This is a genomic window from Polynucleobacter sp. AP-Latsch-80-C2, assembly GCF_018882185.1.
In the GTDB taxonomy this organism is placed as follows: Bacteria; Pseudomonadota; Gammaproteobacteria; order Burkholderiales; family Burkholderiaceae; genus Polynucleobacter.
In genome coordinates, this window is sequence record NZ_JACVOY010000004.1 from 216,369 (window position 1) to 229,350 (window position 12,982).

12 protein-coding genes and 1 tRNA gene are annotated in these 12,982 nt (G+C 45.1%); 7 read left to right on the plus strand and 6 right to left on the minus strand.

Features of this window, described 5'->3' with window-relative positions:
• The 5 genes from hemA (at position 1) to ICN47_RS06590 (ending at position 4,945) form a co-directional block, all read left to right on the plus strand.
• Entirely contained in the window at positions 1-1,317 is a 1,317-nt protein-coding gene (hemA, locus tag ICN47_RS06570) for a glutamyl-tRNA reductase (protein ID WP_216219087.1), read from the plus strand.
• The gene (prfA, locus tag ICN47_RS06575; protein ID WP_216219088.1) at positions 1,318-2,397 is read left to right on the plus strand and encodes a peptide chain release factor 1; all 1,080 of its coding nucleotides are present in this window, start codon (positions 1,318-1,320) and stop codon (positions 2,395-2,397) included.
• A gap of 6 nt (positions 2,398-2,403) precedes the next feature.
• Positions 2,404-3,246, plus strand: a complete 843-nt coding sequence (gene prmC, locus ICN47_RS06580; protein ID WP_216219089.1) for a peptide chain release factor N(5)-glutamine methyltransferase — start codon at positions 2,404-2,406, stop codon at positions 3,244-3,246.
• Between the two features lie 100 nt (positions 3,247-3,346).
• Positions 3,347-3,655, plus strand: coding sequence for a Grx4 family monothiol glutaredoxin (gene grxD / locus ICN47_RS06585; RefSeq protein ID WP_216219090.1), 309 nt, complete (start codon positions 3,347-3,349; stop codon positions 3,653-3,655).
• Positions 3,656-3,751: 96 nt separating this feature from the next.
• A complete protein-coding gene (locus ICN47_RS06590; protein ID WP_255538942.1) occupies positions 3,752-4,945 on the plus strand; it encodes a DNA recombination protein RmuC in 1,194 nt (397 codons plus the stop codon).
• Positions 4,946-5,044: 99 nt separating this feature from the next.
• On the opposite strand, the gene ICN47_RS06595 is transcribed toward ICN47_RS06590, so the two are convergent.
• On the minus strand, positions 5,045-5,629 hold the full coding sequence (locus ICN47_RS06595) for a phasin family protein (RefSeq protein WP_216219092.1): 585 nt from the start codon (positions 5,627-5,629) through the stop codon (positions 5,045-5,047).
• Between the two features lie 166 nt (positions 5,630-5,795).
• Here ICN47_RS06595 and ICN47_RS06600 point away from each other — a divergent pair, with 166 nt between their 5' ends.
• A complete protein-coding gene (locus ICN47_RS06600) occupies positions 5,796-7,121 on the plus strand; it encodes an MFS transporter (RefSeq protein WP_216219093.1) in 1,326 nt (441 codons plus the stop codon).
• A gap of 47 nt (positions 7,122-7,168) precedes the next feature.
• Here the strand turns inward: ICN47_RS06600 and ICN47_RS06605 are convergent.
• Positions 7,169-7,240, minus strand: a tRNA-Ser gene (locus ICN47_RS06605).
• A gap of 181 nt (positions 7,241-7,421) precedes the next feature.
• Positions 7,422-8,462, minus strand: a complete 1,041-nt coding sequence (locus ICN47_RS06610; protein WP_216219094.1) for a nucleotidyltransferase domain-containing protein — start codon at positions 8,460-8,462, stop codon at positions 7,422-7,424.
• Positions 8,463-8,645: 183 nt separating this feature from the next.
• Between ICN47_RS06610 and ICN47_RS06615 the strand changes: the two genes are divergently transcribed.
• On the plus strand, positions 8,646-9,611 hold the full coding sequence (locus ICN47_RS06615; protein ID WP_216219095.1) for a helix-turn-helix transcriptional regulator: 966 nt from the start codon (positions 8,646-8,648) through the stop codon (positions 9,609-9,611).
• A gap of 300 nt (positions 9,612-9,911) precedes the next feature.
• On the opposite strand, the gene ICN47_RS06620 is transcribed toward ICN47_RS06615, so the two are convergent.
• The 3 genes from ICN47_RS06620 to ICN47_RS06630 all read right to left on the minus strand — a co-directional run bounded on the left by ICN47_RS06620 (position 9,912) and on the right by ICN47_RS06630 (position 12,539).
• Positions 9,912-11,342, minus strand: coding sequence for an IS1182 family transposase (locus tag ICN47_RS06620; RefSeq protein WP_216219117.1), 1,431 nt, complete (start codon positions 11,340-11,342; stop codon positions 9,912-9,914).
• Between the two features lie 252 nt (positions 11,343-11,594).
• Positions 11,595-12,086: a Dps family protein gene (locus ICN47_RS06625; protein ID WP_216219096.1), complete on the minus strand. Its 492-nt coding sequence runs from the start codon at positions 12,084-12,086 to the stop codon at positions 11,595-11,597.
• Between the two features lie 27 nt (positions 12,087-12,113).
• Complete coding sequence (locus ICN47_RS06630) at positions 12,114-12,539, minus strand: organic hydroperoxide resistance protein (protein WP_216219097.1); 426 nt, start codon at positions 12,537-12,539, stop codon at positions 12,114-12,116.
• Positions 12,540-12,982: the final 443 nt, after the last annotated feature.

Below are 12,982 nucleotides of genomic sequence, written 5' to 3' on the forward strand. Positions count from 1 at the left end.
ATGAAGTTGTTGACACTCGGCATCAATCATCACACAGCGCCGGTCGCCATTCGGGAAAAGGTCGCCTTTGACCCTGAATTTCTTCAAGAAGCGTTGCACGATCTTCGCCAACACCTTGTTGGCGCGAATCAGGCTGGCCTGCCCGAGGCAACCATTTTGTCGACCTGTAATCGCACTGAAGTCTATTGCGCTGCGAATGATGCGAGCGCCGCTGGTCTCTTGCACGAAGCCACCTTTGATTGGCTCGCAAAAACACAGCAGCTTGCGCCAAGCAGCCTACAGCCCCATATTTATTCCCTTCCCCAATCCGATGCTGTGCGTCATGCCTTCAGAGTAGCGTGCGGCTTAGATTCGATGGTCATTGGTGAAACCCAAATCTTGGGGCAGATGAAGGATGCGGTTCGTACTGCGAATGATGCAGGGGTACTGGGTACTTACCTCAATCAACTTTTTCAGAAAACGTTTGCTGTTGCTAAAGAAGTTCGTGGCTCAACCGAAATCGGTACACATTCCATTTCAATGGCAGCAGCTTCTGTACGTCTCTCAGAACGGATCTTTGAAAAGATTTCTGATCAACGCATTTTATTTATTGGCGCTGGTGACATGATCACCCTGTGTGCAACGCACTTCGTGGCGCGCAAACCCAAAAATGTCGCCATTGCAAATCGTACGATTGAACGCGGTCAAGAATTGGCAGACTCCATTTCTGAGCAAGACGTTCAAGCGGAATCGTTTAAGTTATCGGATCTTCCTAGTCGCCTGCATGAATTCGACATTATTGTTTCGAGCACCGCCTCCTCCTTACCCATCATCGGTCTTGGTATGGTGGAAAGCGCCCTGAAAGTCCGTCGCCATAAACCGATGGTGATGATTGACCTAGCCGTTCCGCGGGACTTTGAGCCAGAGATCTCCAGGCTCGATGATGTCTATCTTTATACCGTTGATGATTTAGGGGTCATGATTCAGACAGGGACTAACTTACGTCAAGCAGCTGTTAGTCAGGCGGAAGCCATTATTGAAGATCGCGTTGGCAACTTCATGCACTGGATGCAAGGTCGCCATGCTGTTCCGATTATTCAGGACATTCAACAGCAAGGCGAACGCTTAAGACAGCTTGAGCTTGAGCGTGCAATGAAACGCTTGATGCGTGGCGATGACCCACAAGAAGTTCTCAATGCCATGGCTCAAGGTCTGACTAATAAATTTTTACATGGCTCTCTGCATGCATTACAACATTCCAATGGCGCTGAGCGTGACGCCCTGATGAAGTTGTTACCCAAGTTATTCGCCTCGCACTCCAAGCTAGAAGACCATTAGATGAAGCCCAGCATGCGGGCTAAGCTAGATCACCTAGACACACGCTTAGCCGAACTTAATTCCCTTTTAACTTCTGAAGAAGCAACCAAAGATATGGATGCTTATCGGAAACTCACGCGTGAGCATTCTGATATTGCTACGGTAGTAGAGCAATTTGGTTTATATAAGCAAGCTGAGGCAGATGCCCAAGCCGCCGAAGAAATGCGTAAAGATCCGGAGATGAAAGACTTTGCGGATGATGAGGCAAAACAAGCGACTGCAACAATGGAGACGCTAGAGGCTGCACTACAAAAACTGCTGCTTCCCAAAGATGTGAATGATGAGCGCAACGTCTTTCTAGAAATTCGTGCAGGCACTGGTGGTGATGAGAGCGCCCTGTTTGCTGGGGACTTGTTGCGCATGTACACCCGCTTTGCAGAACGCCAAGGCTGGAAGGTAGAAGTTGTCAGCGCCGCTGAATCCGATTTAGGGGGTTACAAAGAGGTTGTTCTACGCTTAGTAGGTCAATCCGTCTACTCACGCCTCAAATTTGAATCTGGCGGCCATCGTGTACAACGTGTTCCCCAAACTGAAACGCAGGGACGGATTCATACATCTGCTTGTACGGTGGCGGTAATGCCTGAAGCCGATGAACTAGAAGCTGTCAAAATTAATCCAGCTGAACTGCGTATTGATACCTTCCGTGCCTCTGGAGCTGGTGGTCAGCATATTAATAAAACAGACTCCGCAGTGCGGATTACCCATTTGCCCACTGGCACTGTGGTTGAGTGCCAAGATGATCGCAGCCAACACCGTAACCGCGAACAAGCAATGAAGGTATTGGTATCACGCATCATGGATGCTCGCGAACGCGAGAAGCATCAGCTTGAAGCCCAAACCCGCAAATCACTGGTTGGCACGGGCGATCGTAGCGATCGTATTCGCACCTACAACTTCCCGCAGGGTCGCATTACCGATCACCGCATTAACCTCACGCTCTACAAGATAGATGCCATGATGGACGGGGATATCGATGATCTCTGCAATGCCCTGGCATCTGAACATCAAGCGGAATTGCTCGCTGCTCTTGGCGATAGCTAATAATTGATGCGTGCTGATTTGTCATTGCGCGACTTATTGCGCAGCTCCACCCTTCCTCAAAGTGAGGCACGCCTGCTGCTAGCACACGTCCTTGAGCAGCACTATCAACTACCCCGCTCAGCCCTGCTGTCTCGAGATGAGATGACGCTCAACGCCGATGCATTGGCGGACTGGAAGATGCTTGAGGCCAAGCGCCTTGATGGCGAACCCATTGCTTATTTAGTGGGTAAAAAAGGTTTTCACAATATTGAATTACTAGTTGCACCAGGTGTATTGATTCCACGTCCAGAAACGGAATTGCTAGTTGAAATTGGACTTCGTGAAATCACGCAACTCGGCGGCAAAGCTAAGCTACTCGATTTAGGTACAGGCTCTGGGGCAATTGCATTAGCTATTGCCAGTGCTGCGCCAAGCTCATTTGTCATAGCAACCGATCAATCGCCAGACGCATTGGCTATTGCAAGATTGAATGCAAAACAGTTACATCTAGAGGGCCAAGTGCAATTTGCTCAGGGAAACTGGTATGACGCCATTAGTAAAGAGGCATGCTTTGATCTCATTCTGAGTAATCCACCCTATATCGAAAGTGGCGATCCCCACCTAACCCAAGGCGACCTACGCTTTGAGCCGCTCAATGCGCTTACCGATGAAGCAAATGGGCTGAGCTGCCTAGAACGCATTATTTCCAAAGCCAGTCAGCATTTAAATCCCAAAGGATTGATTGCGGTCGAGCACGGCTTTGATCAGTCTGATGCCGTAGTCGACCTCATGAGATCTGCCGGTTTGCTTGATATTCAAACCCACCTCGATTTAGCAGGCCATCGCCGGGTAGCCTCCGGCAGGAAATAGGGTGTTTGAATAACCCTTTTTGGGATAAAGTCTTAAAATTAGACTAGTGCCGATTTATATAGGCGCATTGATAGATATACCGCTCTTCTAGAAAGAATTTATGGATACACAAGCTCAAATTAAAGAAATCGTGACAAGCCACCCCGTGGTCTTGTTTATGAAAGGCACTGCCCAGTTTCCACAGTGTGGATTTTCTGGAAATGCCATCAATATCCTCCGCGCAAGTGGTGTTGATAAGTTGCATACCGTGAACGTCTTAGAGGACGAAGGTATTCGCCAAGGTATCAAGCAATATGCAAACTGGCCAACCATTCCTCAGTTGTATATCAACGGTGAGTTTATTGGTGGCTCAGACATCATGACTGAAATGTTCCAATCGGGTGAGCTCAAGAAGTTAGTTCAGGCTTAATTTCAGCATTACCCTGTGACTTTTGACCTAAGCTCTCTGCTGCTATTTGGCCTACCATTTGGTTTTTGTGTAGGCCTTTTAGTTTATGCATTGAATATGCGCTCTACTCTTGCGCGCACTGAGCTAATAGCGCAAACAGAGTCTGCTGCGGCTATTAGCTTGCGTACAGAGCGGGATCAGGCATTGCAAAATGCGATTCGCCTAGAAGCCGAGTTAGATTCTGAGCGCAAGCAGGGCCTGGGCAGAATTGAATCACTGAATGAAGCCAAAGAAGCCTTGACTAGTCAATTCAAAAACCTAGCGAATGAAATTTTGGAAGATAAATCTAAGCGTTTTACGGAACAAAATGCTGCCAGCTTAGATGCCCTTCTCAAACCTTTACAAACCAAGCTCACAGAATTTAAAGAGCAGGTCAGCACCTCTTATGGCAATGAAGCTCGCGAACGATTTGCGCTGAAGAGTGAAATCGAACGCCTTGCCAACCTCAATCTGCGCATGTCAGATGAGACACGCTCTTTGACGCAAGCCTTAAAGGGTGACTCTAAAGTTCAGGGCAACTGGGGTGAGTTGGTTTTAGAGTCTATTCTGGAATCTTCGGGCTTACGTAAGGGCGAAGAATACTTAGTACAAGATAGTCATACCCAAATCGATGGCTCCAGACTGCAGCCCGACGTTGTTGTCAAACTTCCTGAAGGCAGAAGCCTGGTAGTCGATAGCAAAGTTTCCATTACTGCCTATGCACGGCATGCAGAAGCAACCGATCCAGCCGCTGCAGAACAGGAGTTAGCGGCTCATATTCAGTCTTTACGCCAACATATACAAGGCCTTTCTGGAAAGAACTACAGCTCCTTATATGGCATTGGCTCTGTGGACTTTGTGTTGATGTTTGTGCCAATTGAGCCAGCATTCTTATTGGCCCTCAAAACTGCACCCAATCTCTATCAAGAAGCACTGGCAAAAAATATTGTGCTTGTTTGCCCAAGCACTCTGATGGCAACTCTGCGAACTGTTGCGCACCTCTGGAGACAAGATCATCAGAATCGCAATGCTTTAGAAATTGCCAAACAATGTGGCAACCTCTACGATAAGTTTGTTGGCTTTGTAGATGATCTAGAGAAACTAGGTCAACGCTTAGATCAGGCGCAAACTAGTTATCACGACGCCTTCAACAAACTCAAGAGCGGTAAGGGAAACCTTATTCGCTCTGCTGAGAAGGTACGCGAATTAGGCGTTAAGCCTAGCAAGAATTTATCTGCGCCCCTCATTGAGTCTTCTGTAGATACTGAATAAAGTCTTTATTTAAGACAAACAAAAACCCCGCCTAGATTGCACTAAGCGGGGTTTTCTTTAAGGCGCATTACTAAACTACAACCAACTTATCAAAGTTAATTAAGCAGATTTACGGCTACGTGATGCAGGTGTAGCAGCTTTCTTTACTTGAGCCATCTGACCTTGAACAGCATCAATTGCTTGGTCAGCAGTTTTTTCTGCAGTTGCAAAAGCTTCTTTGCTTGCAGCACGGAACTGCTCGAAACCTTGCAATGCGCTACCGTATGCAGTTTTGAAAGAAGATACAAATACATCAGAACCAGCAGGTGCGTTAGCAGCTACAGTGTTGATCCAGTCTTGAAAACCATCTTGCAACTGGTCGATGCTCGCATCAACAACGTTTGCAAATTCTTTATTGCCATCACGCAATACTTTAGAAACTTTCTTTTGGTACGCAGCAGCTTGGTTACCAGCAGCTTGCAATGCATCAGCGCTCATCATTTCAGTAACTTGTTTTGGGTCTTTAGCAGTCAAAACTTGTTGAATACCGTCTTGAGCATTTACTAATGCATCTTTAGATGCAGCGTAGTTCAATTCAGCCAATTTCTGAGCATTTTCCAAAGCAGCTTCGCTTAAAGAAAAAGAAGCCTCGAGGCCTTTGCTGTTCATTTGGGACAATTTAGCGGTGATTTGGTCTTGGTTCATGTATTTCTCCAGTAATTAAGTGGTACAACTAATCAATTAAGTGCATTTAAGGAGAATTCATTTACCTTAAATATTGCACTGCACCATGAAACTTTAACTGAAGCAATATGACAATGCAAGAACTTTTTGCTGCTATGCAACATATATTCACTAATAAAGTATTAAATTGAATAAAATCAATAACTTAGAAAAATCACAATCCTCCCATTCTTACCGAAAAGTCGCTATTGCAGCCTGTTTTGGTACTTTTTTAGAGTGGTATGACTTCTTAACTTTTGCCACTTTAGCAGTGGTATTTGCCCCCTTATTCTTTCCCTCAAGCGACCCCAACACAGGCCTTTTGGCAAGCTTGGCGACCTTTGGTGTTGGAATGGTAGTCAGACCCATTGGAGCCGCTCTATTTGGCTCTATGGGCGACCGTATTGGTCGTAAGCCTGTCTTTATGATCACCATCGCCTTGATGGGGCTAGCTACTGTCAGCGTAGGCTTTTTACCGAGCTATGCACAGATAGGTATTTGGGCGCCAATCTTACTTGTCAGCCTACGCCTGATGCAGGGTCTGTCTGCCGGCGGCGAAATCGGTGGGAGCGCAGTTTATTTAACCGAGCATGCGGGCGATCAATATCGAGGTTTTAAAACCAGCTTCTTGCAACTGATGGGGCCATTGGGAATTTTATTTTCTACTTTGCAAATTGCCCTATTACACCATTGCCTTACCAATGAAGAATTTTTATCCTGGGGATGGCGTGTACCTTTTTGGGTTTCGATTGTGCTGCTACTAATCGCCTTTAAAGCGCGCATGGCATTAGAAGAAACTCCGGTATTTCTGGAGCTTAATAAAAGCAGTAAGAAAGTCAAAAATCCTTTCTTGAATAACTTCAGAGATTCGCATACGCGCAAGAGAATGTTCCTGCTTTTCTTCTGCATTTCTGCAGGCGGCGCAGTACTCTTCTTTTCTGTGCAGGTATATACGGCGATCTTTCTCAAAACTTCTGTCAAGCTTGCGCCGCAGCTGGTTGATGAACTCAGTATTTATGCAACCTTAGCCCTATTCCCCTTAACGCTATTTGCTGGCTGGCTCTCTGACAAGATCGGCAGAAAACCTGTAGTTGTCAGTGGATTATTCCTCGGGGCGATATTTATTCATCCAGCATATCAATTGCTGCAAGTATTTGGACAGACATCAAATCTCATCATGATCGTACTAGTGCTCACAGGCCTATCCCTTGCACTCGCCTTGGTGGTTGGTCCACAAACCGCCCTTCTGGCCGAACTCTTTCCCGCAAAGACTAGAAGTAGTGCTGCAACCTTTCCACACAACCTGGCAGCAGGATGGATTGGTGGATTGTTACCTTTGATAGTGACCTGGTTAAATCAAAAATGGGGCAGTGATGTTGCTGGACTTTGGTATCCAACCATCTTCTTAGCAAGCGGCGCGATTGTCGCCTTGCTCTATCTGCCTGAGACTCACAAGACTAATCTGCATCACTGAAAGTGAAAAAGGCTTCTAAGTTTATTAACCTAGATGCCTTTTGATTTTGGTGCCCCTTGTCCGACTCGAACAGACCACCTACTGATTACAAAGCAGTTTAACAGCTTTGCCAGTAAGGCCTCCCCTATACAGTCATTGGGCTTGGTTAATATTAAACCACATTGGATCACGTTTTTATCAGCTTAGGTTGACACTTTGTTGACGGATTTTCAATGAGGGGTCTTGTTGAGCACTTACGCCCTACAGAATGAGTATGCCTCAATTTTAATGCGTTGCTTAATTCAAATTAAACGTTCAACTTCACTTCAGGGGCTTAACAATTCTCCGGTTACCCATATCATCAACTGCAATCTTATCGGCAACGGCTGATGGAAACACCTTGATATCCTCAAAGCTATATTGCGGCAAATGACTGTTAATCACATCAACCACAATACGGGCCTGACTAGCATCACGGATGCGCTTGCCCGGATCTCTATCGGGTTGATCAGCCATCCACAGCTTAAATAAAGCAAAAGCACGTGGATCAACTGTATTCATACGGGCCATCTTGCCATTAACGCCAACGATAACCTCACTAAATTTGGGTGCACTGAGTAACCAATCTGCATTACGCGCTTTTACTACCCAAAAATCATCAACCAGAGTACTAAAGCGACCAGGCTCAGCATCACTGCCCTGACCCATGCGGCGCAAAATATCAACCTCATAGCCATCTTTATTAACAGCGGTATACAGCTGGTCATCACGCAGCGTGAAGGTTGAATCAATGCTCTGAAGAAAGCCCAGCATACCGCCAGCAAGGGTATTTTCTTGAGTAAACAAGCTTAATTTTTTACGGTTATCCCATAGCAAGTCAACATCCCGAGTTGCCAGATGAGCCTCATTAAGGCGGACCCCAGCGGCAGTCTCATAGGCATATAGTGCGTTAGTGCCAATAATGGTGAACTTGTCAGACATGCCAGCATCACTCAACCCAACCAGGATATCAATAATGATGTTGGGTGTTCTGCCCACCCTTAGCGCACGATTTAGTCGCTGATGCTTTACAGCGGCTTGCTTTAACCCTGACGAGAGTTCTGCTGCGCGCGCTTTGCCGGCGGTAAATTTGTTGTAGATGGCTTCTGTTTCAGCGCTTTTGGCACCAAGGCCGGTTTGGTCGCCCCTAGTAGTCGTGCGCACCAGATATTCCTTACCTTTAACGGTTTTCCAAACCATTCCTCCACGAAACTCTGCCGACCGTAATTTAGCCTGCTCTAAAGCGGTAAATGCGCTTTTAGCGTCAATATATTGCCGGATGGAATCTTCGGGAAGATCTATTATTTCCAAGTTATTTTGCATTTTAATAAATTACTTGGAAATATAGGCGTTGTCAATCAAAACCCCTGTATAGCCCCACTAATTACGTAAAACTTTGGACCTTATACATAGCAGGCATTCAAAAACTAATTTTTATGACTTCAAATAAAGGTGTAAATTGTTACTTAACATTAATAATAATTAAGTAACTTTTAAAAGGTACATATGTCAAACGGAAAAACGCTGGTGCAAATTGCCTTAGAGATATTGAAATGCAATCAAACAGAATTAGCTATAGAGATGGGTGTCTCAAAAGTCCAGATCAGCAAGTGGAAGAATGGGGAGTCAATGTCGGCAGTTATGGAAAAGAAACTGCGCGATATAACCCAGGCTGGAGACCTTGATCCCGATTTTGTAATCTCTTGCGGATCGGTGGACGACGCTAAAAAATGGGCCAAATTGATCACTTACCAAATGTATAACAATGAGGCCGAACTAGATTATGGGATTGAGGATGAAGCGGTTTGTGCCGAGCTAATGAGAATCTTAGCCCTCATTGGAGTCAACATCCCAAAACCTTTTCCGCAAGAGTTCATTTTGCAATGGGAATATGAGGAAATGTATGACCACTATGGCGAGGGCAATGATAAGGTTGATGCGACGATAGATGCATTTGAAGAGCAGCCCCTCATTCATTTAATCAGATCAATTTTTGATAATTACGCCTGCATTGATCATTTCATTGGAATGTATGTATCCAACCTGGGATTAAATCATCCAAACTTTCAAAATCTGGAAGCCAAGCAAGAGATCTTGCATCGTCAGCTTGAGCTTGCTACAGCAAAGGCCAATGTGAATAAAGAAATCGCGCCTTTATTTGGGAAGTTTCAGTTCATCACGATGAGTGATTTCAGCAATTTAATTGGTGAAGTTAAGGCGAAGGCATATGAATTAGGCCTTCCGCTTGAAGCCGAATTGAATGACCTAATAACCGAGAATCCTGAGAACATAAGGGATGACACTAGTGACCGGGATATGTGGATATTTCAAAGTCAGCGCAGCCATCCAGATATCTATATGAATGAATTGCTGGAAGGAATGAGGGCGATCCATGCAGTACTACCTTTGATTCTTAAAAAACTGGATATTAGCCCAGAGGAGATAAATGCTGCACTTACTGAGGCGCCCTGACTGAGGGGCGGCGAGAGTATGACTTTTCTTTAATGGGATCTGTGGCTGCTTTTAAAGCTAATTTGGACGCCGATAACTCACTAGGTTGCAATCTTAAATGTCTCAATTCGGTCGAGGCTGTGTAAAAACTCAAAACACTTCCATTAATTTCGATTTAGAGCGTGCACACGGGTTTTGGTTTCTCAATAAAGCTCCCTGAGGGGCTCAAGCATCCTGTTTCGGTAAATATTGGTTTTTTATTAACACCTCATAGAGGCGTTACTCAGGCCTGCTTATTACAGATTAAGTAAGGCTCTCGCCTTACGTCGCCATCGCCTTCATTAGATTGCTGCTACCCATGATGTTCATCACTAGTTTAAGGTTGTAAGCCAGGATATGTAGACTCATTTCTGTACTGACGTGCTCTTTGGTTTTGGTGAGGAAGTGCGTCGCCCCCATCCAGCTCTTGAGTGTGCCAAAAGTATGCTCAATCGTGCAACGCCTAATCTTCATCGCATCAGGCATGGCTTCTAGGTTGCCCTGCATTTGATCGAGCATTGCTTCATGTTCCCAGCGCTTGACTCTTCTGTTTGTTCCGGTAGTGCACTGAGGCTTTAAGGCGCAGTTTTTGCAGCTCGAGCTCCAGTATGCAATCAGATTCTTACCATGCTCCACGGTTTTAAATCGCTCTGTTAATACTTGCCCTGCAGGGCACTCGTATTCATTTTTATCAGGGTGGTAGATAAACGCATTCTTATCAAACAGACCACTAGATCGATTGCTAGACGTTTTACATTTAGGCATGATGGGAGTGACACCCAAGTCCATACAGTCTTTGATTTGTTCACCACTGTAATAACCCTTGTCTGCCACTACGGTCAGCTGCGTTACTTGCAGCGCTTCTTTGACTTGGTTTGCTATCTTAGCTAGGCTACTGCGATCATGCCCGACATTGGTTAACTTATGGGCAACGATGAGATGGTTCTTGGTATCTACAGCAGCTTGCACGTTATAGCCCACGATACCGCCTCCACGGTGTTGCATCGACCGGGCATCGGGATCACTCATGGAGATCTGTTTATCTGGTGCTGCTTGTACTTTTTCTTCAATAGCTTGTAGCTGCGCCATCTGCTCTGTAAAGAGCGCGATGCGCTCTTTAAGTCTGGCTTGGTGTGCGGTTGATTGGGCTGGAGAGCGCAGATCAGCTGCCTCTAAGTCTTTTAAGTACTGCGCAATGCTGGCTTCAGCTTCTTGGATACGACGTTTGATCTTGGCCTGGGTGAAGTTCTGATCGGAGCTGTTCACGGCTTTAAATTTACTGCCATCGACTGCCACCATCGCGTCGGTAAAGAGATTCATCTGACGGCACAACTCAATAAACTGGGCGCAGACTTTACGGATGGCTTTGCCGTTCTCCCTGCGGAAGTTCGCAATGGTTTTAAAGTCAGGAGCTAAGCGGGTAATGAGCCACATGAGTTCAACATTACGTAGCGCTTCGGTTTCAAGGCGACGAGTCGATGCAATACGGTTAAGGTATCCATAGACATACAATTTCAACAGCACTGCAGGATGATAGGACGGCCTACCAGTATCAGCAGGAACTACTCCTTCAAAACCTAAACTCTTTAAATCTAATTGATCGACAAACAGATCAATGACGCGCACGGGATTTTCTTCGGTGATGTACTCATCAAGCAGCTCAGGTAATAAAGTACTTTGGGTTCGATCTTGGACAGTAATGAATCGTTTCATCTTCATGAACACCCGTTAATTAGTGATACTTAATTAACGTTTGAGGGTGCTTAGGTGTTTACAAAAACAGGGGGATTATTGGGGGTTTTTACACAGCCTCGGCCAGAAGCGGTCGGTAGAGCAGATGATTGAAGACTTTGTATTGACGGAGTAATTCTCCCCGGGGAGTAAAGAAAATAGCCCATCAATTGAATTGGGCTATTTTCTTTTAGGCCTAATATCAATCTATCTTTTTAAACGATGCCGATGGAATTACTCTTCCAATAAACTTCTTAGCATCCAAGCAGTTTTCTCGTGAATATCTTGTCGTTGAGTTAATAGATCCGCTGTAGGTTGATCATTCGCTTTTTCTACTAAAGGGAAAAGTTTGCGAGCAGTTTTCGCAGTAGCCTCTTGAGCCTTCACAAGATACTTGACCATATCCATCGCCTTGGGCACTCCATCTACTTCTTTGATGGAGGTAAGCTTTGAGAATTCCTTATAAGTACCCGGTGCTGGTTCCCCAAGCGCCCTGATTCGTTCTGCTATTAAATCAAGCGCTGCCCATTGCTCAGTGTATTGAGTCATAAACATAGCGTGAAGGGTGTTAAACATTGGACCTTTCACATTCCAATGAAAGTTATGAGTCATCAAATAGAGAGAGTAGCTGTCCGCCAAAAGCTCTGATAATCCTTTAGCAATGGTCTTGCGATCTTTTTCACTAATGCCAATATCTATTATGGTTTTAGTTAATTTGTTACTCATAAGTTCCCCTTCATTGGAAATAATGATTTATAAGACGGAAATATCAACTGCAATATTGCCACGGGTAGCGTTGGAATAGGGGCAAACCTGATGAGCCGCATCGACTAAGTCTTTAGCAACCTTTTTTTCTAAGCCTGGTAAGGCTATGGCCAACTTAACAGCGATACCAAATCCTTGTGGGATTGGACCGATATCAACACTGGCGTCAATTGAAGCATCATCAGGCACCTTTACTTTTTTCAATCCTGCTACGTGCTTAAGCGCTCCCATAAAACAAGCTGAGTAACCAGCTGCAAATAATTGCTCTGGATTAGTGGCCGTACCAGCTCCACCCATGGCTTTAGGTGCTGATAGAGTTACATTCAGCAGGCCATCATCGCTAACTGCCTTGCCATCTCGGTCACCAGTAGTGTGGGTGTGGGCTGTGTACATTACTTTATCTAGCGTATTCATGATACTTTTCCTTCTAATTAAATGTGTTTAACGAATAAAGTGCTTGGCGATATCAAAGACAGTTAATCCAGCTCCAAGAGCATTGATGCAAACTCCTGCGTATAACTTCATTGGATTCTTTGATTGGATAAAAGCTGACATATCTTTCTCCTATTTTCTGGTGCAAAAGAAGGTGGCTAAATCCTTTTCAAACTCGTGATTGAGAAAGTACAGGCCCTCAGATAAGTGGTGATGATTCTTCATTTCTCGCTCCTTTAGTTTTTTAATGGCGGTGAAGTGATTCTGGGGGATATTGAGATATCGGTCCAATGAATTAAATTGGATTTAATAATCGATAATATCGATAACAAGATTTGGATATGATCATACTAATCATTCCGATCTCAACGCACCTCTTAAGACTTTAAATGACAATTGCGTATTTCAGCGATCGTGACCGCCTG